Annotated in this window: 21 protein-coding genes; 15 read left to right on the top strand and 6 right to left on the bottom strand. The window is 64.6% G+C overall.

The annotated features are described in order from the left end of the window. Positions 1-145 precede the first annotated feature (145 nt). The 8 genes from AV929_RS10305 (at position 146) to AV929_RS10270 (ending at position 8,933) form a co-directional block, all read left to right on the top strand. Positions 146-784 carry an alpha/beta hydrolase gene (locus AV929_RS10305; RefSeq protein WP_014040569.1) on the top strand — a complete coding sequence of 213 codons (639 nt, stop codon included), beginning with the start codon at positions 146-148 and terminating at the stop codon, positions 782-784. A gap of 108 nt (positions 785-892) precedes the next feature. Beyond that, positions 893-2,008 carry a DUF3179 domain-containing protein gene (locus tag AV929_RS10300; RefSeq protein ID WP_196219984.1) on the top strand — a complete coding sequence of 372 codons (1,116 nt, stop codon included), beginning with the start codon at positions 893-895 and terminating at the stop codon, positions 2,006-2,008. After that, entirely contained in the window at positions 1,998-2,600 is a 603-nt protein-coding gene (locus AV929_RS10295) for a hypothetical protein (RefSeq protein WP_014040567.1), read from the top strand. The genes AV929_RS10300 and AV929_RS10295 overlap by 11 nt, the downstream gene beginning before the upstream one ends. A 133-nt stretch (positions 2,601-2,733) precedes the next feature. Continuing rightward, positions 2,734-3,918 (top strand): VWA domain-containing protein, encoded by a 1,185-nt coding sequence (locus AV929_RS10290; RefSeq protein WP_023843299.1) that lies wholly within the window; start codon positions 2,734-2,736, stop codon positions 3,916-3,918. A 56-nt stretch (positions 3,919-3,974) separates the two neighbouring features. Next, complete coding sequence (locus tag AV929_RS10285) at positions 3,975-5,213, top strand: FHA domain-containing serine/threonine-protein kinase (RefSeq protein WP_014040565.1); 1,239 nt, start codon at positions 3,975-3,977, stop codon at positions 5,211-5,213. Beyond that, positions 5,210-6,418: a PP2C family serine/threonine-protein phosphatase gene (locus AV929_RS10280; protein ID WP_050038181.1), complete on the top strand. Its 1,209-nt coding sequence runs from the start codon at positions 5,210-5,212 to the stop codon at positions 6,416-6,418. The genes AV929_RS10285 and AV929_RS10280 overlap by 4 nt, the downstream gene beginning before the upstream one ends. A gap of 60 nt (positions 6,419-6,478) precedes the next feature. Further along, complete coding sequence (locus AV929_RS10275) at positions 6,479-7,621, top strand: zinc ribbon domain-containing protein (RefSeq protein ID WP_064288196.1); 1,143 nt, start codon at positions 6,479-6,481, stop codon at positions 7,619-7,621. A gap of 40 nt (positions 7,622-7,661) precedes the next feature. Further along, positions 7,662-8,933 (top strand): hypothetical protein, encoded by a 1,272-nt coding sequence (locus AV929_RS10270; protein ID WP_064288195.1) that lies wholly within the window; start codon positions 7,662-7,664, stop codon positions 8,931-8,933. A 5-nt stretch (positions 8,934-8,938) separates the two neighbouring features. On the opposite strand, the gene AV929_RS10265 is transcribed toward AV929_RS10270, so the two are convergent. From AV929_RS10265 to AV929_RS10250, 4 genes are read right to left on the bottom strand one after another with little or no spacing between them, the layout of a single operon-like run. Next, positions 8,939-9,487 (bottom strand): hypothetical protein, encoded by a 549-nt coding sequence (locus AV929_RS10265; protein ID WP_014040561.1) that lies wholly within the window; start codon positions 9,485-9,487, stop codon positions 8,939-8,941. A 23-nt stretch (positions 9,488-9,510) separates the two neighbouring features. Then, the gene (locus AV929_RS10260; protein WP_014040560.1) at positions 9,511-11,199 is read right to left on the bottom strand and encodes a b(o/a)3-type cytochrome-c oxidase subunit 1; all 1,689 of its coding nucleotides are present in this window, start codon (positions 11,197-11,199) and stop codon (positions 9,511-9,513) included. Then, positions 11,199-11,768, bottom strand: a complete 570-nt coding sequence (locus AV929_RS10255; protein WP_014040559.1) for a cytochrome c oxidase subunit II — start codon at positions 11,766-11,768, stop codon at positions 11,199-11,201. The genes AV929_RS10260 and AV929_RS10255 overlap by 1 nt, the downstream gene beginning before the upstream one ends. A 4-nt stretch (positions 11,769-11,772) precedes the next feature. Then, positions 11,773-13,005 (bottom strand): halocyanin domain-containing protein, encoded by a 1,233-nt coding sequence (locus tag AV929_RS10250; protein ID WP_064288194.1) that lies wholly within the window; start codon positions 13,003-13,005, stop codon positions 11,773-11,775. Between the two features lie 167 nt (positions 13,006-13,172). Here AV929_RS10250 and AV929_RS21875 point away from each other — a divergent pair, with 167 nt between their 5' ends. From AV929_RS21875 to AV929_RS10230, 5 genes are all read left to right on the top strand, one after another. After that, positions 13,173-13,349, top strand: coding sequence for a hypothetical protein (locus AV929_RS21875; protein ID WP_023843297.1), 177 nt, complete (start codon positions 13,173-13,175; stop codon positions 13,347-13,349). A 1-nt stretch (position 13,350) separates the two neighbouring features. After that, complete coding sequence (locus tag AV929_RS10245; RefSeq protein ID WP_064288193.1) at positions 13,351-14,124, top strand: sulfite exporter TauE/SafE family protein; 774 nt, start codon at positions 13,351-13,353, stop codon at positions 14,122-14,124. Beyond that, on the top strand, positions 14,121-16,502 hold the full coding sequence (locus AV929_RS10240) for a cation-translocating P-type ATPase (protein ID WP_064288192.1): 2,382 nt from the start codon (positions 14,121-14,123) through the stop codon (positions 16,500-16,502). Before AV929_RS10245 ends, AV929_RS10240 begins: the two co-directional genes overlap by 4 nt. 645 nt (positions 16,503-17,147) lie before the next feature. Continuing rightward, positions 17,148-17,459 (top strand): hypothetical protein, encoded by a 312-nt coding sequence (locus AV929_RS10235; protein ID WP_064288191.1) that lies wholly within the window; start codon positions 17,148-17,150, stop codon positions 17,457-17,459. 290 nt (positions 17,460-17,749) lie between these two features. Beyond that, positions 17,750-18,214, top strand: coding sequence for an SRPBCC family protein (locus tag AV929_RS10230; RefSeq protein WP_064288190.1), 465 nt, complete (start codon positions 17,750-17,752; stop codon positions 18,212-18,214). 5 nt (positions 18,215-18,219) lie between these two features. Here the strand turns inward: AV929_RS10230 and AV929_RS10225 are convergent, their stop codons facing one another. Beyond that, entirely contained in the window at positions 18,220-19,977 is a 1,758-nt protein-coding gene (locus AV929_RS10225) for a DNA mismatch repair protein (protein ID WP_064288189.1), read from the bottom strand. 35 nt (positions 19,978-20,012) lie between these two features. After that, positions 20,013-20,630 (bottom strand): zinc ribbon domain-containing protein, encoded by a 618-nt coding sequence (locus AV929_RS10220; RefSeq protein ID WP_230458876.1) that lies wholly within the window; start codon positions 20,628-20,630, stop codon positions 20,013-20,015. A gap of 194 nt (positions 20,631-20,824) precedes the next feature. Between AV929_RS10220 and AV929_RS10215 the strand changes: the two genes are divergently transcribed. Further along, on the top strand, positions 20,825-21,961 hold the full coding sequence (locus tag AV929_RS10215; protein WP_050038175.1) for a PAS domain-containing protein: 1,137 nt from the start codon (positions 20,825-20,827) through the stop codon (positions 21,959-21,961). Positions 21,962-22,137: 176 nt separating this feature from the next. After that, entirely contained in the window at positions 22,138-22,875 is a 738-nt protein-coding gene (locus AV929_RS10210; protein WP_050007420.1) for a sporulation protein, read from the top strand. Positions 22,876-22,898: the final 23 nt, after the last annotated feature.

Below are 22,898 nucleotides of genomic sequence, written 5' to 3'. Positions count from 1 at the left end.
TGACCGATGTGCCAAGTCAAGTGTCTTCGCGCGCTATCTGAGGTATGCACACGACACGGTGGCTGGCTACGGCAACCGGGCGAACGGGAACAGAAACGGACTGCACGGACGTGACAGGGCACAGCCGACGGCCGGGAGGAGCGCGATGAGCGGCCCCCATCAGGGCCAGCAACTCGTGACTGCTGGAGCCGCGCTATCGGAGGCGAGCGCGGCGGCGGTGCTGGTCCACGGTCGGGGTGCGACTGCCCGGAGTATCGTCCAGATGGGAACAGAGTTCCAGCAGGACGGGCTGGCTCTGCTCGCCCCCCAGGCCGCGCGGAACACCTGGTACCCTAACTCCTTCCTCTCGCCGGTCGAGCAGAACGAACCCGGGCGGACATCGGGACTGCAGGCTATCGAGGACGCCGTCACGGAGGCCGAGGAAGCCGGGATACCAACCGACTGTGTGCTCGTCCTGGGCTTCTCCCAGGGGGCCTGTCTCGCGAGCGAGTTCGTCGCCCGTAACCCGCAGCGCTACGGCGGGCTCGTGGCTCTCAGTGGTGGCCTCATCGGCGAGACCATCGACGAGAGCGAGTACGAGGGCGACATCGAGGAAACGCCGGTGTTCCTGGGCTGTAGCGACGTCGATCCGCACATTCCCGAAGAGCGCGTTCACGTTACGGCCTCGGTCTTCGAGCAACTGAACGGGGATGTGGAGGAACGCATCTACGAGGGGATGGGCCACGGCGTGAACGAGGACGAACTGGCGTACGTCTCGTCGCTGGCCGCCACCCTCGTCAATTAGGCCGTCCGAGCGTTGGTTCGTACACCGAGATAGCCTCGCTGAGCGTGCCAGCAGGGAGTTACCGGCCCCTCACCGCGAGACTTAGTGATTGGAAAGACTACACATGGCATGGACCTTTCCCGCCGACGGCTTCTCACGACGGTTGGTGCCGGTGTGACACTCGGCGGCGCAGGCTGCGCGGGAGATGACGGCTCGACTACTGGATCGCGTTCAGTGGCCGGGTCCGGCGGCGGAACCGGGACGCCATCGACGGCAACCGACCGAAGCGACGGGTCGAAGCCACCGACGGCTGATGGCCGCCTCGATTTGGACTACGATATCGGGACGCTTGAAGAGAACATCGTCAGCGGTGGCGTTCGTAAAGACGGTATTCCGTCCATCGACGACCCGACGTTCACCAACACGCCTCCAGAGATACTGGATCTGGACGACCCGGTGTTCGGCGTGGTCCGCGACGGGGAGGCGAAAGCCTATCCGCAGTACATTCTCGTCCACCACGAAATCGTGAACGACACTGTCGCTGGTGACTCCGTCGCCGTGACGTACTGTCCGCTGACGGGCACCGCACAGGGATTCGAGCGCGGTCCGGTGGAGTTCGGCGTCTCCGGTCGACTGGTGAACTCGAACCTGACAATGTACGACCGGGGCACCGACAGCTGGTGGCCACAGATGCTCGCGACGGCAATTACAGGCCCACTAACGGGCGAGTCGCTGCAGGAATTCCGGGTCACTTGGACGACGTGGGACCGCTGGTCCAGTACCTATCCGGAAACGACCGTTCTGACCGAGGATACCGGCTTCTCGCGGCGTTACGGCACTGATCCATACGGCCAGTACAACGCGAAACGCGGCTACTATTCGAGCACTCGGACGCTGTTTGAGCCGCTGCAGGGTGACAGCCGCGCGCACCCAAAGACCGTCGTCATCGGGACCCGGACGGAGACGGGGGCGGTGGCCTTCGATAAGGGAACATTGCTGAGTCAGCGCGTTCTGACAGGCAACATCGGCGACACGCCGTACGTCGCCGTCGCCGACACCGACCTCGAAACGGGCTACGTGTACGCGAATCCGGAGTCAGCGACGGTCGAAGCGGCGGACGACGGCTACACGCTCGAAGGGACCACACACGATGCCGATTCGCTCCCGCTGGACCGTTCACTGGCCTTCGACGCCATGTGGTTCGCCTGGGCCGGTTTCTATCCGGAGAGTGCGTATGTCGACTGATAGTGCAGCCGACGGGGCTGGTGTGGCCGCTCGCATCGAACGCTTGCTTCGGCACACTGCGGTTGCGGTCCGGGGAGCGCTCACCCGCCGCGACGGTCAGTTGCTTCTGGGTGTGTCTGGACTGGCGTACTTCCTGCTGTACCTCGCTGGTCTCAGACACCTCGGTTTCGGCCCAGCCGGCTACGAGGTTTCTGTCGTCAGTAACCCGCTTACCCGTGCGTTCCGGCAGGTCGGGCCGTTTCAGTGGGAACCGATTGCACTGGTCGTCGTCGGCCCAGTCGAACTGCTCGTCTCGCCGCTGAACGTGCTTCTCGGTGCCGTCTTGGCATCGCTGGTCGGACTCAACCTCGCCGTCTCCGCCGTCGCGTGGCGCGGCCCATCGGCCTGCCGTCTCGGCCCGGGGGCAGGGGCTGTGTCGGGGTTGCCGGGACTGCTCTCCGGATTCGCCTGCTGTGGGCCCACTATTTTGCTCGTTGTCGGTGTGCAGGCGAGCGCTGGACTTCTCTCGCTGTTCCAGTGGCTCCTTCCGCTCACTGTCGTGGCACTGCTCGGAACCCTTCTCTGGGTCGGCAGCCGAGTCGAGACAACGTGACAGGCGACGTAGACAGCACCTACTACTGGGGGATAGCTAGTAACTACAGGCTACCGACCCAGGTACCAGTTGGAACTTTTTTCCCTCGATTTGAGGGAAACATATAATTACTCCGTACGACCCATCTACCAGTATGACCGCTACTGTCGTGAGCGAGGTCAACCGACCCTACGTGCCGACGGGCGGGGCGAAACTGACCGCTGAGATCGAAGTCGAGCCCGGACGGTTGGAGGAGCCACCCACGCGACAGATTGCTCTCTGTATCGACGCGAGTGGATCGATGGCCGGCGAAGACATCGAACAGGCCCGCGCTGGCGCTGAATGGGTGTTCGGGCTACTCGACGAGGACGATTACATCTCGATCATCGCCTTCGACAACGAGGTCACGACGGTTCTTGCACCGACCCGGTGGGGGACTATTTCGCGTGAAACGGCAGTGGACGCGGTCGCTGACATCTCCGCTGGCGGGGGCACCGATATGTACAGCGGCCTGCTGGAAGCGAAGGCGTCCCTGCAGGATCTGCCGACAGACGACAACACGGCTCGGCGGGTCCTGCTCCTCTCTGATGGGAAGGACAACTCCCACGACCCGGAAGCGTTCGGGACGCTAGCACACGAAATCGACACCGAGGGCATCAGAATCAAGGCGGCTGGTATCGGGAGCGACTACCGCGAGGAGACGATCCGGACGCTCGGTACCGTTGCCCGCGGCGAATGGACACACCTGGACGCCGCCGGTGACATCGAGTCGTTCTTCGGCGACGCAGTCGAGGAGGCCGGGACCGTCGTCGCTCCCGACGCCCGTCTCGAACTTGACGTGGCTGACGGTGTCGAGGTGAGTGAAGTGTACCGCTCGCTGCCACAGACCCAGTCTGTAGACCCCAACTGGGAGGACAACGCGGCTGTCGTGCCGCTGCCCGACCTGCTAGAGCGGGAGACTCAGCGAGTCGTGCTGAAGATACACGCGCCGGCCAACGACCCGCAAGACGCCGTGTCCGTGGCGGATGTCACGCTGCACGCTGGCGGCGAGACGACGCGGGAATCGATCACCGTAGACTACACCGACGACGAGGCGAAACTGGCCGCGCACAACGAACAGGTCGACGTGGACCACCGACAGACCGTTATCAAGACGGAACTCGGCAAGGGCAACGTCGCCGAGGCACAGACCCAACTGGAGCGGATGACGCGCATCCACGGCGAGGACACCGAGGCCGTCCAGACCGCTGAGCGTGAGACGCGGATCGTGATGGAAGGCGGACGCAAGGAGCAGAACAAGGCGACGAAGATCGTCACTGACGAGGGCATCCAGAAGTGACTGCAACGACCTGCAGTGTCGGCAGGGCCGCTACTGGCCGGAGAAACGGGTGATCCATGAACTGGGAACCTGAGAGCGGTGATGTCATCGCCGGCCAGTACGAACTCGAGGAGTTCCTCGGCAAGGGAGGGTTCGCGAAGGCGTTCCGCGCCAGAGACACCGAGACGGGTGAGGCGGTCGCTGTGAAGTACCCCAACTACACCGAATCCCAGAACGACCCCGACATCATCGAGGAGTACTTCAAAAAGGAGGTCGGATCACTGGAACGCATCCGCCGGGCCGGCGGTCACGAGAACGTGATGGACTACTACGATCAGGTCACGGAGCGTGACGTTCCGTTTCTGGTCGTCCAGCTGATCGTCGACGGGATCGAACTCGACGAAGTCATCGACCAGCACGGCCCAATCGACGACAGCGAACAGGTCCGACAGATCGGCATCGACCTCTGTGACGCGATGGGGTTTCTCCACGAGAACGAGATCGTCTACCGGGACCTGAAACCGGAGAACGTGATGCTCACACCCGACATCACGCCCACGCTGATCGATTTCAATACGGCGACGGGGTTCGATGCCACCGAGGATCCGTCCTCCGGCAACACCGGGACGACGATTCTGGGGCCGTTCAAGCCCCGCGAAGTCGCCGAGGCCAGCCGAACCGACGTTCGGCAGGGGCCGTGGTCGGACGTGTATTCTATCGGGAAGATACTCCTATTCTTGCTCAAGGGGAGCGTCCCGAAGAAAGACGGGGTGAACCCGCAAGCGTTCGGGGCCGACTGCGACGATTATCTGGCCGAAATCGTCGAACGGGCCACGCAGTCACATTACCGCGACCGATACCGGAACGCGACGGTCCTCAAAGAGGTCCTCGAACGGCGCGATCCAACGCCGCCCGCGACGGCGTCAGTGACGTACATTCAAGCGGACAGGCAGTTCACCGTCGAACCGGGCGACACTATCGGGCGACAGGGCGCGAGCGGTCCCCCGGCATCGATAACAATCGAAGACCCGCAGGGGGAGTACATCTCCTCGGTGCAGGTACAGTTCGATATCGAGGACGGCGAGTGGTCCCTCCACGACCGGAGCCTCAACGGGACGTTCGTCCAGAAGGGGGCCGGTTGGCAGCGGGTCCTCTCCGAACCCGGACGCAACCGTCTGCGCTCCGAGGGCGAGGACCCGACCGACAGACACGGCAACGTTCCACCCGAGTCGGTGACACTCACCGACGGCGACCTGGTGTCGCTGGTCCATCCGACCTACGGGGTCACGTTCGAGTTCCATCCGGAGGAGTCATGAGATACAGCACGAACTACGACATCGGCGAGCGGAAGCGAGGACAGGGCATCAACGAGGACAGCGTCTCGCTGACGGTGTTCGAGGAGGGGCATCGGGACGGCTACCGCGGGCAAGACAGACCACAGTCGAAGGAGCCGGTCACAGCAGACGGCGACGAGACGGCGGATGTGACAGACGAGACAGCCGGTACTGAGACGGCGACCGATACCGCTGACGACACGGACGCAGCGGACACTGACGAAGGGGCTTCAGCTGACACTGAGGGCAACGGGAGACCGATGAACCGTTCGGCCGGCGTGTTCGTGGTGGCCGACGGTGCCGGCGGACACGACGCCGGAGACATTGCGTCGTACATTACGACGACTATCGTGGCTGAACACCTCGCCCCCGTGGCGATTCGAACGGCCCGGAGTTATCCCGGCGGGTTCGACGTCGATGTCGCCCGCGACGTCCTCCCGGACCCGCCCGGCGAACAGGAACTCGAAACTGCCGTGGCGGAGGCGATTACGGCGGCCCACCGCGAGATCATCCGGTACGCAAACGAGACCGGGACCCAATCCTACACGACGGTCGTTGCAGGCATCTACGCCGACGGCAAACTCCACTACGGCTGGGTCGGTGATAGCCGGGCTTACGTCGTCAACAGCGCCCGTGAGACGATTTCACCGCTGACCAGAGACCACGCCGTCGTTCAGGAGTGGGTCGACAACGACGAAATCGACCCGGTCGAGGCACACGTCCACCCGAACGGCAACGAGATCACACGCGCGCTGGGCGGGTCCGGCTACGAGGACCCCGACGAGGCGACTGTCGGGGTGGACACGCGGACGGTCAGGCTGTACGCGGAGGACACGGTGTTGGCGACCAGCGACGGACTCATCGACGCACAGACCGACGCGCCGGAACTGTACGAGGAGTACGTCGATTCGGACCACGCCGATTCAGTGGCCGAGCGTATCCGCGAAGCGGCCGTCACCGACGACGAGATCCGTGACGTGGTCCTCGATGCAGCGTCCCTCGACGCGGCGAGTCGGGAGTTCGTGTCACTGGCAAACGACCGCGGGGGGAAGGACAACATCTCCGTGCTCCTGTTTGCCGACAGTGCGCTTCCGGAAACACCGGAAAGCGGCGGGATGCCAGTCCGAGATATCGACCCTGATCTCGACATTTCCGAACGGGATACCGTTATTATGACAGACGAATAGAGAGAAAGTTTCGTGGGACAAGTATTTTATTTCTCGACTCTATACTCTCTAACGAAACCCATGCCTGAATCCGACCGCACGGTAAAATGCCCCATATGCGACGAGGACTTTGATCCGACAGTCGCGGGCGGATGGTGCACAAACCCGGACTGTGGTGAGTGGCAACACACTGACGAAAGCGCTGCTGATTTTGACACCGACGATGCGGTGCCGGACGACGCCGACCTGATACCGGAAGGCACGGACGAGGCGGACCCGACGGATGGCCGGTCGATGGGGGCTAGCGACGAAGCCGACGCCCCGGATGGGCACACTGTCGACGATGACAGCGACGACGGCGCATCGGTGGATGGAGCCTCGGATACTGGGGCAGCCGAGGCCGGAGACGAGACGGTGGGGACGGCGGAGACGGCGACGGAACACGAGCCTGAAGCCGACACCGATGCCGAAAACGAAACCGAGCCGAAGGCTGCGGAAGAACCCGACGAGGATGACGACACCTCGGACCAGTCCAGCAGTGACTCCGATGCGGACGCCGAGGTATCCGACGACACCTCGGAGACAGATGACGACGCGGCGACGATTTCCTGTCCGGACTGTGACCGCGAACTCGACGCCGACGCGAATTTCTGTGTCGCCTGCGGTGCCGACGTACAGGATATCACACCGGGCGACGACGGCTCGCTCGACGCGTGCCCGTCCTGTGACACCGCTGTCGACGACGATGCCAGCTTCTGTGTCAACTGTGGGGAGGACTTAGACGCACATCGCGGCGAGAGCGACACGCCGACGGCTGACTCGACAGGGTCGTCGACCGCCGACGAGACGGAGAGTGAGTCAGGAGCCACGGGCAACGCCGTCGACACACTCGCGTCACAGTCCACCGACGACGCGGCGGTACCGGACAAACTCGTCCTCTCGGTCGAGGGTCGTGACATCACCATCGAAGACGGTGACCGCATCGGCCGGGAGATTCGGGCGGCACTATTGGATGCCGGGCGACCGGAAGACGAAGCGGTTCGGATCCACCGCGAACACGTCCGGTTCGACCGCCAGCCGGAAGGGTACTATCTGGTCGACCTCGGGGACAACCCGACGCGGCTGAACGAGACCCAGTTGAAGAAAGGCGACCGGGAACCGATCCAACCGGGCGACGAACTCGAACTGTCGGGCGTCGCCACGATGACAATTCGGGCGGCGTGACCACCCACAGTTAAGCGGTCGGTCGGGAAATATCAGGCTGATGGAGCGTGGTCGACTGGGGTTGGAACTCCGCGAGTCCGCCGCACTACTGCGAACTGAAACCTGGCTGTTTGTGGGTGTGGGTCTGGCATGGCTCGTCTACGGTGGCTGGGTGCTCGCGACGGGGCTGCTGTTGGCGCAGTTCCCAGGGATCGAAGGTACTGTTCTTGTGACACTTGCTGGCCGGACTATCTCGCTACGCACTGTACTTGCCGCCAGTCTCTGGCTCCTCGGTCCGTCGCTGGCGACCGTTGTCCTCGTCAACCGACGGCTTCGGAACAGCTACGGCAACCTCGCCGACGCGTATCGGCTGGACCATCCGAGCCTGTTGCTCGCTCTCCCCGGCAGTGTGCTTCTGGGCTGCCTGTTGCTCAGTGTCACGCTCGGCCAGCAACGTCTGCTCACGGTAGTTGCACTGTTCGGGACGGTGCATCTCGCCGTCCGGACCGTCGCCTATGGACACCGCGTCTACACGCTTTCGGTTCCACGACTCCTGTCGCTGCTGGTGTTCGTAAGCGCCGCTGCTCTCGGGACTGGGTGGCTGACCCAGCCGGTCGTCGCACCCGGCGTGTCGTCGTCGCTGTCCCCGTGGCTGGCGCGGGCGGGCGTCGCTCCCGTAGCGGAGACGGCGCTGCAACTGACGGGCGTACAGCCATCGCAAGCCACACCTCTGTTCATCGCCGTCCCCGGCGTGCTGGCGAGCGCGTACCTCCTGTTCCAACTGCTCGCTGGAACCGTCGTTCGAATCCGTGCGCCGCTTTCGAACCCCCAGCGCCGTCCGGACCAGCGGTTCCCTATCATGCCACCGGTCGGCGGCTCACAAAGCAGCGACGAGAGTCCGACTGCCGAACGGACTGTGGACGCCGCACCGGACTCCCGGGAACAGACTGGATCGGGGACCGACACCGCAGATGCTGACAGCGACGAGGAGCCACCGGGACACACCGGGACGCGAGTGTTTTCGCCCGACGAGGTCCCGGCGGCGGAACCGCCCGTTCACGGATCGGAACAGAACAACGCGCAGCCGTCGGACGCCGACGCGGAACCGGAAACGGCGGCCACCGACAGCGGTACAGAAACGGAATCGGAGACGGCCGGGACGGACAGTTCGAATGAGACTGCCTCGGCGACAGACGAGGCATGGATGGACGATACGTCCGTCTTCACGCCGGGTGGCCGCGACGCCGGCCAGTCGTACTGTGGCGAGTGCGGCGAGTCGCTCCCGCCCGATGCTACCGCCTGCCCGTCCTGTGGCGACCCCGTGGACGAGTGAGACGGTCAGCGGTTCGAAACGGGGATGTCACCGAGCGCAACGGTGTATTGCGTCGATTGTACCGAGCCCCCGTCCGGATACACTAGCACTGTTACGGAGACAGTGTCCGGTCGTTCGCCGGGGGGCAGTAGCCACGACTTGGTCACGTCGTCAGTCTGATTCACTGGTAGCTGTCCGGTGCTCGCGGATTCCGCAACCGTCTCGCCGCTGCGGGTGGTGACGCTGTCGAGACGAACTGCCGCGGGGTCTGTCCCGGTGTTCGTCACGTTCACCGTGAGCGTGAACCGCCACCCCTCGTCAGCGGTGACGACAGACGCCGCATCGATGCGGGCTGAGACGTTCGCGGATTCCAGAATCGGGTCGCCGACGCCGGCACCGGCCGGCTCCGCAGTCGGCGTTTCGGGGACCGCCTCACCCCCGGTGTCCCCGGTCAAATGATGCCCCATCATACTCCCGAAGGTAACGACCTCGATGAGGATCGGCAAGCCGATTCCAACGATGATGAGGAGTCGTAGCAGCGTTTTCTGCTCCGGACCGTCGACGTCGTCGAACATGATGAGAGAGTAGTGAAGTTGTGTTAGACCGGGATCGGCGGGCTACCGGGCGCGAACAGTCCATCAGCGACCATGCTGGCGAGCGGCGGCCCGTAGGCGATGGCGATGAGAAGCAGGGCAATCGCCGTCCAGAGCTTGTAGTTGTCCAGGATACGCGGGCTGTGGTCCGCGCCGGACAGCGGCTCCGGAATCGTCCCGTTGACCGACAGCGTCCCGCCGCGGCGAGCGAGCAAGGTGTCGGCCATGACGATGAGGAACATCGCCGCGCCGACGAACAGCAGGAAGCCGCCGATGGCGATCTGGATGCGCATTTCGCCGACCGTTCCGGCGACGCCCTCGAACGCGAACTCGTCGTACGTCGGTTCGGCAGTCCGTCGCGGAATGCCGGCGAGGCCGGCGCGGTGCATGGCGTTCGACATCACCGCCATGCCCACGAACCAGACGTACGGCTGGAGCGTGGCGATGGTGCGCTGTCGGAGTTTCTTCCCGGTGATCTGTGGGACCAGCCAGTAGCTGATCGCCATCGCCGTTAGCGCGAACGCAGTCCCGACGGTGAGATGGAAGTGGCCGGGCACCCAGATGGTGTTGTGGATGAGGTAGTTGATGTTCATCCCGGCGTTGATCATGCCGGAGAACCCTCCTGCGGCGAACATCAGGCCGGCGAGCATACAGCCGGCGAAGGCCGGCTTACCCCAGGGCAGATTCCGAAGCCAGGAGAGATAGCCCTTTGCACCCCGCTGGCGAGCGCCGTGTTCGACCGAGGCGACCACGGTGAACGCGGTCAGCAGCGAGGGCAACAGCAAGAACATCGTGTTCGTCATCGCGATGAACTTGTAGCCCGAGGGGATACCGGGGTCGGTGTACTGGTGGTGGAAGCCGACCGGGGTCGAAAGCAGCAGGAAGGCGACGAACACGACGCGGGCCAGCGGGTCACTGAACAGCCGCCCACCGGCCAGCTTCGGTAGAATCGTGTACCAGACGAGATACGCCGGCATGAGCCAGAAGTACACGACCGGGTGGCCGAAGTACCAGAACAGCGTCCGCGTCAGCAGCGGGTCGACGTTCTGGATGAGTCCGAGCGACCACGGAATGAGGAAGGCGACGACCTCGACGGCGACGCCGATGGTGGAGACGTACCACATCAGCATCGTCGTCAGGACCATGAACGTCTGCAGGGGAATGCGTTCACCCGGGTTCTCAGAGCGCCACTCCCACAGGGACTTGAAGTACGCGAGGCCGGCGACCCACGAGCCGACGATGATGAGCGCGGCGCCGATGTAGAACGCCGGGTGCGCCTTCATCGGGGCGTAGAAGGTGAACAGCACGTCCGCTTCGAGGTCGTGACCCAGGATCGACGGCGAACCGACGATACCGCCGATGATAGACACGGCCGCAAGCACCGTCCCCGTGAGCATTATCCAGAAGGCCGACCAGGCGATACGCTGTGGCAACTCCCGTTCGAGACTGCTGGCGACAGCCCATGTGAACAGTCCTGCGATGAAGAACGTGGTAAACACGAGCGCCAGCAGGACGCCGTGGCCCGTCAGAATCGTGTAGTAGTCGGCTGAACTGACGAAGCCCCGGAACACGCCGGTCCGATGGAGCGCCTGGATGACGCCGAACAGCGCACCGATTCCGAGAGCGATGAACGAGACGAGGAACTCGCTACGGACGAGCTTCGACGTTTTCGGATAGGAGTCGACGAACACCATTACTGATCCGCCTCCTCCTGAGCCTGTGCGTCATCTGCGGACTGGTCGATGTTCTCTTGCTGCATATCGTACTCCTCCGGCGGGACGACCTCGACGGAGCCACCCATCGTGTGATGGGCCGCCCCGCAGTATTCGTGACAGATGAGCCCGTAGGTGCCGGGCTCGTTGAATCGGGCCGAGACTTCTGAGACCTGTCCCGGGATGACCATCGTGTTGATGTTGGTTTCGACCACTGAGAAGCCGTGCACCACGTCTGCACTGGTCACCTTGAACGTGACGTTCTCACCCGCGGGCACGCGGATCGGTGTGTCCCCAGTTCCGGGAGAGAACTGGAACTGCCGGGCGACGACGTACACGACGTACTGCCCGTCCTCTTTGACGACACCGGGGTCGTCGAACTGGGTCCCAGTGTTACCGTTCTGTACTTCTTCTGCGCTGATCTGTCCGCCCGTATCGTCGACCATCCCGACGCCGACACCAACCGACCCGTACGCGATGGTGGCGATGAAACCGACGATGAGCAGTATCGCTGCACCGAGCCAAACTTTTTCGAATCTATGAACCTGCATGGTATTACCCGATTATGGAGACGCGGCCGAGGAACTCGACGAAGTACATGAACACCCACAGCAGGGCAATCAACACGAAGTAGAAGGCGACCAACGCCGCCGTTCCCTTCGGGTCGTACTCGTCGTGGCCCAGCTCGACAGCCGGTTCAGTTTCAGCGGCCTCTTCAACAGGTTCCGGGCCGCTCGCCCGCCGTAGCTCGCCACCTTCACCCGTCTGTGGAGGCCGCCCGTTCTGGCGGCGTCGCATCGCGACCGCGAACAACAGCGGCGAGAAGAACGCCAGCAGGACCGAGCCTGAAAGGAGCCACTGCGGGCCGGAGAGTTCGATACCGCTCCCTTCCTGTCCGCTGCCGCCGTCACTGCCACCACCGCTGCCATCGAGCGGGCCACCGACAACGACAGCGCCCTTCATCCCGAGTGACTCGTGAGGGACACAGACGTATTTGTACACGCCCATTTCCTCGAAGGTATGGCTGTAGGTCGTGCCGGCTTCGCTGACCGCGCCCCCGGAGTCGAGTGGACCGTCACCGTCGGAGACGACGTTGTGGCCGCCGCCTTCGCCGGTCCACTTCCACGTCACTTCGGTGCCGGGTGTCACCCGAACCGCTGGCGGGTCGAAGGCGAACGCGCCGTTGTTGCCCTGTGCACCGACCGATATCTCGACGCTATCGGCGTCGGTTCTGTCGACTGTCGTTCCGTCGTAGTTCGAGACGTCGTCGAACCAGCCGCCGTAATCCGGGTTTGCTGGCGGTCCTTGTTGCTGACCGCCGCCATCGGAGTCGCCGCCCCCGCTGCTACCGGACCGGACGACGACTGCGCCTTTCATTCCGAGCGCTTCGTGGGGAACACAGACGTACTTGAACATCCCCTCAGACTCGAAGGTGTGGCTGTAGGTCGTGCCGGCTTCGCTGACCGCGCCCCCGGAGTCGAGCGGCCCGTCGCCGTCAGAGACGACGTTGTGACCGCCGCCTTCGCCGTTCCACTCCCAGACGACCTCTGTGCCCGGGCTGACCATCACTGCCGGCGGGTCGAAGGCGAACGCGCCGTTGTTGCCCTGCGCGCCGACGGTGATTGTAACAGTGTCTTGGCCTCGCTTGTCGGCGGTCCCGTCGTAGTTCGACACGTCGTCGAACCAGCCGCCGTAGTCCGGTTCTTCCTGTGCTGTCGCCGTGCCGGTCGCGGCCAGCGCCGCCGTCCCGGCTGCGGCACCGACGAACTGTCGCCGACTCAGCGCCATCGTCGCACCCCCACCGCGTCGTGCGAATCTGGCAGCTGGCTGCTTCTAGCTTCGTGCCGTACCATATCTGGGAAGATAGCAGATTACCTAAAAAAACCCCTGATGGTGTTTTCAGCCGGCAGGAACGACCCGTTTCTTTTTATAATCCCTCTAACGTACGGCCAGATATGTCTGCGTCAAGCCCTCGGCTCGTGACGTTGCTGGCGCTGCTCGGTCTCGCGCCGGTCGCGTACTACATGCAGGGAACCGGACGCTCCATCGTCGCGCTCTCGCTGGTCAGCGTCGTCATCATCGCCGGCAGCCTGTTCTGGATGACACAACCAACCGAGTCGAGTACCGTCTGATATGCAGTTCGGGACGGCGGGGCTGAGTTCCGGTGAGACGGCCGGCCTCGCGGCGTTCGTCGGGCTGGGACTCGTCGGGAGTGTCCACTGCCTCGGGATGTGCGGGCCGTTAGTCACCACCTACGCCGATAGACTTGACGACGGCGGGCCGGTATCAGGCCACGAAATACGTCAGCACGCGCTGTTCAACGCCGGACGGACGCTGAGCTACGCGCTCGTCGGAACGGTGCTTGGCGCTGCTGGCAGCGTTCTGTACGACGTGGCCGGCTTAGCACGCCTCGGGACCGCCGTCCGTGGAGCCGTCGGGGTTTTCGTCGGCCTCGCTATCATCACCGTGGGGCTGGGGTATCTCTCCCGTGGCCGCGCCGTCGATGTGGCCCGGTCGCTGCCGCTGGTCGGGAACCTGTTCCAGCGACTCTCCGCGTCGCTCGTCGCCAGAGTCGACCGGTGGGTCGACGGCCCGGGGATGGTCGCGCTGGGTGCAATGCACGGGCTGCTCCCCTGTCCGCTGCTCTACCCGGCGTTCCTGTATGCGTTTGCGACGGGATCCGCGCTCACTGGCGGGCTCTCGCTGGCCGCGCTCGGCCTCGGGACGTTCCCGCTGGTGTTCGCCTACGGGACCGCCTTCGGCACGCTGTCGCCGGGCCATCGCGCGACGCTACACCGGGTGCTCGGGGTCGTCTTCATCGCGCTCGCGCTCGTCCCGCTGTCGAACGGGCTGGCGGCGTTCGGTATCGTCATCCCGAAACCACCCCTGCCGATGCCCTGGACATGACCCACTGTACGCTCTGTGACCTGCCGGTTGATACGCCGGTCACCGACGACGCGGTCGAGGGGACGTTCTGCTGTCGCGGCTGTCTGGAGGTCGCCCGGACGCTCGACGACCCGGCGACGGAGACCCACGATGCGGCCGACACAGGACCCGACCCGGACGACGCCGACGGCGAGACGGCCTTCCTCTCCGTCGAGGGGATGCACTGTGCGACCTGCGAGACGTTTCTGGAAGCGCGGGCCACAGACCACGACGGCGTCGCCGCCGCGGCCGCCAGCTACCCGACCGGGACGATGAAACTCACCTACGACGCCGATACGCTCTCCGAGTCGGACCTCGCGGACGCGGTGGCCGGCACCGGCTACGACGCCAATCTGCAGGCCACAGAGACCGACGACGAGTACGAACTTGAGGGGCGTCTCATCGTCGGCGGCTTCTTCGGAATGATGACGATGCTGTGGTACGTCCTCTTTCTCTACCCGGCCTACCTCGGTGTCGACCCGTCGCTGTTGCTGTTCGACCCGGCGGGGCAGGCGGGGGACTACCTGCTGTGGAACATGGCCGTGATGACCGGCGTCGTAGTCGGGTACACTGGGTGGCCGTTGCTTCGCGGGGCCTACGTCAGTCTCCGGGCTGGCCGTCCGAACATGGACCTGCTGGTGGCGATGGCCGCCGTGACTGCCTTCTTATACAGCGTCGTCGCCGTCATCTTGGGACATACAGAGGTGTACTTCGATGTGGCGACGGTCATCGTCATGGCCGTCTCGGTCGGCGACTACTACCAGGACCGGGTTCGGCGGCGCGCGCTGGACCGCCTCACAGAGTTCACGACACAGCGGGCCGATAGCGCCCGGCGACGCACCGACGGTGGTCACGAGGAGGTCGCGGTCGGCGACCTCGGCCCGGGTGACGAAGTCGTCGTCCGGTCCGGGGATCGCGTCCCGGTCGACGGCACCGTCGTGGAAGGGACCGCTGCCGTCGACGAGTCGCTCGTGACGGGGGAGTCGCTAGCCGTCCGGAAGACGGACGGCGACGAGGTCATCGGGGGGTCGCTGGTCACGCAGGGCGGCGTCGTCGTCCAGGTCGGGCCGGACGCCGAGAGCACCGTCGACCGGCTGACGAACCTGCTGTGGGAGGTCCAGAGCACGCGCGGCGGCGTCCAGCGGCTGGTTGACCGTATCGCCGCCGTCTTCGTCCCGCTGGTGGTTTTCCTGGCTGTTCTCGCTACCGGCGGGCACCTCGTCGCCGGAGCGACGCCGACGGACGCGATGCTGACCGGGCTGGCTGTACTCGTGGTCTCCTGTCCCTGCGCGCTGGGGCTGGCGACGCCGCTGGCGACCGCGGCCGGCATCCGCCGGGCGCTGGACGGCGGAACGGTCGTCACCGGCGATGCGGTGTTCGAGACGGCGACCGACGCGGACGTGGTCGCGTTCGACAAGACGGGCACGCTGACGACCGGCGAGATGGAACTGCTGGAGCAGGCCGACGAGCGGGCGATGTCTCGGGCGGCCGCAGTCGAGCAGTTTGCGGAGCATCCCGTCGCCGAGGCAGTGACCGACGCCGTCCCGGTCCCCAACGCGGCTGTCTCCGGGTTCGAACAACACCCGGGTCAGGGCGTCAGTGCGACGGTTGACGGAGACCACGTTGTCGTCGGGACACAAGCGCTGTTCGACGACCTCGGGTTCGACGTGTCCGCCGACCTCCGGACCCAGTGTGAGCGTGCGACTGAGAACGGGCGTGTCCCGGCGCTCGTCGGCTGGGACGGCGAAGCACAGGACGTGCTCGTCGCGGGGGACAGGCTCCGCGCGAACTGGGAGTCGGTCGTCTCGACGCTCGCCCGGGACCGCGATGTCGTCGTCATCACTGGCGACCGGCCCGAGGCCGCCGTCCCGTTCGAGCGCCACGACGGCGTCGACGAAGTGTTCGCCGGGGTGCCGCCGGAGGCGAAAGCCGAAGTCGTCGAGCGACTGCAGTCCCGCGGGACTGTCGCGATGGTCGGCGACGGGAGTAACGACGCCCCGGCCCTGGCTGCCGCCGACGTCGGCATCGCTATGGCGTCAGGCACGTCACTGGCCGCCGATGCGGCCGACGCGGTCGTCACAACAGACGACCTGCGCGCCGTTCCTGACATGTTCGCCGTGACGGCCGCAACTCGCACGCGGGTCCGACAGAACCTCGCGTGGGCGTTCTGTTACAACGCCGTGGCGCTCCCGCTCGCGTTGCTTGGCGTCCTGAACCCACTGTTTGCGGCGCTGGCGATGACGGCCAGCAGCCTGCTCGTCGTGGGGAACTCCACGCGGACGCTGGCGGGAACAGCCACACACAGCAAGGCAAGTGCCGAGGGACCGACTGCGACGCAGCAACCAGCAGCGGCCGACTGAAGCCGTACTGTCGTGCCAGCGAACGTTCCCGTTCTTGTCATTTGGTATCATGTCTGAAACAGATTTAATATATCACCGGTTCTGGTCGGATATACGTCGCTTTCACCGACGTGGTGACCCATGACTTACGCAATTCCCGTTCCCGCGCCAACGTCGTTCGCTCGCTGGCTGTACAGCGGGCGGTCGGCTATCGAACGTAGCCTTGACGCTACGGTCGAGTACGCATCCCTTATTGGGGAACGGGCCACTGCGGACACCCGCTCGGTGAAAATTCCGCCCGTGGCACCATAGACTGGTTCGCTGCCGTGGGACCGGCGTCCCACTCACGGACGCCGCACTGCGGTGGCGATTCGTTCGGGCTCACTGTCAAGCGGTGAAGCCCTGTCTCCCGCTCGGCCACTCCGTCTGATAGGCCTGCACCGCCCAGTGTGGTCTGTCGGCCTGTGCCACTCGCCCCCGAGTCTGTACTGTGTCGTGTAGCTATCTCGCTGTCCAGCCGTCGGGTTCCCCATCCTCCCGGTGTGGGAATCCTGTACCGGCCGTTCCGGGCCGGACGTACGCGCCCGCCACCCGCGCAGTCTCCGACCGACGCGACTCGACTGGTGAGTGCCCTCTCGGCCCGGTTCGACTCCGGCCGTCGGCGTTATGTCGCTGCAGGCGACTCCCCCGACCGAGGTATCGGCCGACGTATCACTGCGCGTTCCGCGTGGCGGGTCCGAGACCCTCGAAGCCGGTGTCGCCGGCGTCCTTGCGGCCGTCGACGGCGTCGAAGACGTGGCGGTCGACCGCGTGACCAGCGTCCGGCCGACCTGGACCGACATCCGGGTCGACGCCGACGTGTCGCTGACCCTGCGAGTCAACGACGACGAAAACACCGCCGACGGCCGCACCGAACTCCTGCAAGCGGGGTTCGGCGTGATGGCAGTCAACTGCGTCGACGTGACCGGTGACGCGTAAGCGCAGCCCTCCACTCTCTCCCGTCTCTTGCCTCCATGGAATCACCAGACGGAGTCGGGTTCCCGCCCGGCGCAGGTTCGGCTCCTGCCGGGGAGTCATTCATGATGCATAGAACCTACCTCGCCGCTGTCATCGGTAGGCGGCGACGCGACTCGAAGAGCCGAGCACAGTCACGCCGTACCCGTCGGCTGTAGCCGCCGGGACCGGTCGCACTAGTTCCTGACCCCCAGACTGGTCTGTTGTCACTGTGTGGCCGAGCGTGTAAGATACTGGAGTGCGAAGCAGGACACATGACGGTCCATACGTCCGACGACCGCTGGCTCGATGCACCAGTCGAGACAGTGTTCACGTTCATGGACGAGCCGTCGAACCAGGCGGCCGTCACGCCGAGCCTTACCCGCGCCGAACGCATCGAGCGGCTGCCAAACAGCGGAAACCGCGCTGCGTACGAGTACAAAATGTTCGGAATCACCTTCACCGGTGAGGTCCGTGCCTCGACGTACAAGCCGCCCGAGCGTATCGTTTACGAGATGAGCGGCGACCTGACGGGCCGGATAGCCTGGCGGTTCGAACCGGAGCGCGGGGGCACGCGGCTCACATACGCGGCCGAGTACGAGGTCCCCGGGCCACTCCCGGAGGTTCTCCTCGCGCCGCTCATCCGCTGGTACAACCGCCGGGAGGTACGGCGGCTGCTGGAAAACATCGCCGAGGCGGTCGAAGGGGAGGAGCGAGTCGTCGCCAGTTCGCCGTCCTGACTCGGCTACTCGTCGGTCCAGAGCGCGTCCGAGAGTGTCCGCTGGACCGCTTCCTCGCCGACGGCTGTGGCAAGGGTTTCGAACCCGTTGCGCTCGACGGGGTCGTTCGCGTTCGCGACGAGCCTGGAGACGATGAACTCCGGCGTGGACTTCCCGACAGTGCCAAACCGGGGCTGATAGTCGACCTGTAGTTCGAGGTCCTGATTCAGCCCTTCGGCGAAGATGCCATCGACACGGGCCTCGACAGGCAGCGGTTCGAGATCGTCCGCGAGGTGAGTGACGAACACGCCCAGCGCGTCGCGGTCGACGGTCAGCGTCACGAGTCCGTGGAGGAGATCGGCGGCGGAGCCGGGCTCGGTGATAGCCTCGAACTCGTCGACGAGCATCAGCGTCCGGTCGCTCTCGGTCAGCGGCGGGACGACAGAGCGCAGCGTCGATTCGAGGACGCCGGCGTTGAACGAGGCGTGCCGACGGTGGAACACGACGGTGTCGACAATGCCCACCTCGGCGGCCTCGGCGGGGACCGGCAGCCCCATCTGGGCCAGCAGTTGCACCTGACACAGCGTCTCCAGCAGGGTCGTCTTCCCGCCGGAGTTCGCGCCGGTCAGGACAGCCACCCGGTCGCCGCTTGGCGGCTGGTTCGCCCGGTCCAGGTCCAGCGTGTGGTCGCCGATGGCGTAGGTGACCGGCTGGACGCTTTCCACGTCGGCGATGGTGAGGTTCCGAGCCCGCTTCACCGCGATGGTCTTGCGGTCCTCGACGAAGGCGGGCCGCGTCAGGTCGAACGCGATGGCGAAGCGGGCGAGCGACACTGAGAACGCGATGTCGTCCACCGCCTCGATGGCGGCGTCGATGTCCCCGCGGGCGTCCGCGAGGTCGTCTTCCAGCCGGTCGGCGACCGTCCCCTCGCGCTCCCGGACGTCGCTTCGGAGCGTGCTTCGGAGTTCCCGGAGCGCCACGTCGACGAAATCCCGCGCGTCGGTCGCCTCGCGGGGCATCGCGTCGCGGACTCTGGCAGCGTCGATACCTGTCTCGCCCGTGACGTGCCGGACGAGCGCGTCCTGGAACTCGTCGGGCCGCCGAGCGCCCTCCTGAACGGCCTCGACGACCTCCATTGATGCCGCTGCAAGATCCTCTATTTGCCCGAGCTGGTCGCGCAGGCGGTCGAGTTCCTCGTCGGCCCCTTCGCCGACGGACTCGCCGTCGCCCGCGAGGCCGGCGAGCGCCGCCCGGCCAGCCGTCAGTGACTCGCCGTCGAGGGTCGCCAGTGGCTCGAACACGCCGCTCTCGATGCCGGTGTCCCGGAGCGCCAGCGCCACGTCGACCGCGGCCAGTTCACCCCCGTCAGCGTCGAACGCGTCGAACGCGTCGAGAACGGCCCGCTGGTCCGCCTCCGAGAGGTCGGCCCACGTATCCCGCGCTTCGAGCACGTCGTCCAGCCGCTCGTCCATCGCCTCGCGGGTCGGTAGCGGCGTCAGCACCCGGATGCTGTCGGCCGCATCTTCGGTGACCGCGTACTCTTCGGCGAGGTCGAGCAGTTCCTTGTACACGTCGCGGGTATCTCTGGTGGCGAGCAGGTCCATCGACTCGGCCCCGGTCGCCCGCCGGAGGATGCGCGTCGCTCGCCCCCGGGAGAGGCCGGCCGTGGTTAGCGCACGCGTATCCGCCGACTCGATGGCCTCGATGGCCCGCTCGACGCCCAGCTCCTCGGTGAGCAGTTCGGACGTCTTCGGGCCGATGCCCCAGTACTCCTCCAGTCGCATGCACGGGTGGACAACGGCGGCCCGCTTAGGCGTTTTCAGTTGTCGGGCTCGTCGTCGTCGATACCGAAGCGCTCGTGCAGCGGCCCCGGCTCCCCGCGGGCCTGCCGGTCAGCCCGCCGGGCCGCGCGGCGCGCGATGAGTGCTCCCAGCGTCGCCGGAATCGCAAGACCGAGCGACACGAGCGCGGTCTGTTCGGAGACGACTGACGGGCCATCCGACAGGAGGACCTCGTAGCCGACTGCGAGCACGACGACGGCCACGCCGGCGACGACGAGGTACAGCCCCCGGGCCAGCACCTCGCTGGGATTACGCAGCCGCGAGAGATACGCGGCTGGACCGAGCCAGCCGGCCAGCAAGACGCCGACGGCCACGGGAAGCGAGAGATCGCCGACGAGGATGACGACGGCGTACAGCACGAGCGGTGCGATAGCGACGCCGAGCGAGAGCCCCGTGAGCGTGACGGCCCACGTCGGCGCACCGGCGTCCATCGACTCGAGCGTCTCGGTCAGGCGTTCGTCAAGCATCTCCGTCTGTTCGTCGGTGAGTAACGACGCGTCACAGTGTGGGCAGGCCATCGCCGTCGGCTCCAGCGGCTCGCCACACTCCGGGCAGGCGGGGTCCGACGCATCGCGCCACTCGGTCATATCCCCCATTGCACGCCGAGCGCTTTGAGTGGTCCGGATAAACCATTGCTATTAGAATAGTATGAATTCGGACACACTTAGAGAAAGTACGGCTTAAGAGATCGTAGAGCGGTTGCGTTGCCTATCCACTTAGTTAAAATTTAAATGTCATGATTGGTGCGAACTATGCAAAGAGATAATCCATTCGGCTGCTATCATGATATATGGGGGAGGTTAGCATTCTTCTTGTGGACGACGACGAGGCCCTCGCTACAGTGACGGCTGAGCTACTTGAACGTGAAGACGAGCGGTTCACGGTCGAAACTGTCCCAAGTGCCACCGATGGGCTACAGGCTATGGATCGTTCTCTTCCTGACTGTGTCGTTTCAGACTTCGAGATGCCCGAGACAGACGGGCTTGAATTTTTGCAGGCGGTCCGTGAGCGACACCCGCAACTCCCGTTTATCATGTTCACCGGTCGAGGAAGCGAAGAGATTGCAAGCGATGCCATTTCTACCGGTGCGACTGATTACTTGCAGAAACAATCCGGAGCTGAGCAGTACGAGCTGCTAGCCAATCGAATAAGCAACGCTGTCACGCAGTATCAGTCGAGAAAGCAACTGGAGGAAACCACAGCAGAGTACGCCGCTGTTTTCGAGAACACGCGAAACGGACTCCTCCTCGTCGATGTTGAACAAGACGGGTTCCGATTCCGGCGATGCAACTCACGAGTGCTTGAGTTCACTGGCCTCGTAGAGTCAGAGCTTATCGGTAAGACTCCAGTTGAAGCACTTGGGGAGAAAAATAGTAGAAAGATCGCTGGTGCGTACCGGAAATGCGTCGCCACGCGCGAGACAATCGAATACACGCTGACACTGGACCACCCGGTCGGGGAAGTCATCCACGAAGTCAGCGCTACGCCGATAATCTCTGACGGCGAGGTCGAACAACTGGTCGTTGCGTTTACTGACATCACCGAGCGTCACAACCGCGAACAGGAACTACTGGAGGAGCGTGCGGTCATCCAGCAAGCGCTCGATGCGCTGGAGGACCCACTGTTCGTCCTCAGTGCAGATGGGCACATCGAGCACTGCAACGAACGGGCGGGTGAGCTTACAGGCCACACCGGACAAGCAGCCGAAGGGCTGCCGATCACCGACCTGTTTCCCGAAGCCGAGCGGGAGGCGATTACCGACGCGGTCCATCGGTCTCTCGATCGCGGGCGAGCTACCGTTACGGCCGCCCTACTCACCGACGGCGGGCACCGCCGTACGTATGAGTTCAGCGGCCGCTCTCTCACCGACTTGGACGGCAACACGGCTGGAGTCGTCATGATAAGTCAACGTACATCAGACGACTGATCGGTTGCGTCCGCAGTGGAACCGACGGCTCCAAACGGCTATGTCAGGGTGAAACGGTCCCAACTGGCTCTCTCAGCCCGGAGCCGGACGTGCCCGGGCACTCTCGTAATCCCATTCTTTCGATAGCGTCGCTCCCTGAACTTTATACTCTGTGACGGTCGAATTTCACAACACGAATGAAAGACGTGCTCTCCAGAATCGGCATCGGCTCGGCCACAGTAGACACGATTCTGCCGACGGATACCGTCAGAGCCGGCGAATCCGTCCAGGCCGAGGTCCACGTCGAGGGCGGGTCGACGGATCAGGACGTCGACGCGGTCTACTTCGCGCTGGAAACCGAATATAAATCCGACGAGGGGTACAAGGACGCCATCATCGATCAGTGGCAACTCACCGAACCGTTCACTATCGGGGCGGGTGAGGAGCGGCGTTTCGAGACCACTATAGATATTCCCAGGGAGACGCCGGTGACTACGCGCTCGACGGCCGTCGAAATCGAGACCGGCCTCGATATCTCGATGGCGGTCGACCCCGGCGACGAGGATTACATCGAAGTCGAACCGACACACCGCACGCAGGCGGTGTTCGACGCGCTGGATTCGCTCGGCTTCTCGCTCCATGCCTCGGCCTGTGAGGCGACAGCCGGGAGCCTGTTCACTACCTCTGCGAACTTCGCTCAGGAGTTCGAGTTCCGGCCCCAGCGCGGCGAGTTCGCCGGCGCGGTCGACGAGGTCGAGATCGTCCCGGTGTTCGACGACGACGGACTTACGGTGTACGTCGAGGTCGACCGCAGCGCCGGACTGCTCTCGGAGGTGACTGACGCCGACGAGCGACACACGAAACTCACGATAGAAGCCCCTGACCCCGATGCTATCGAGCCACGACTCGCGGAGGCGATTCGGGAACTGAGTTAGCTCGCTGGCGTACGTTGCCGCCC

Source organism: Haloarcula sp. K1 (assembly GCF_001647155.1).
In the GTDB taxonomy this organism is placed as follows: domain Archaea; phylum Halobacteriota; class Halobacteria; order Halobacteriales; family Haloarculaceae; genus Haloarcula; species Haloarcula hispanica.
This window is presented reverse-complemented; position numbering and strand designations above follow the sequence as displayed.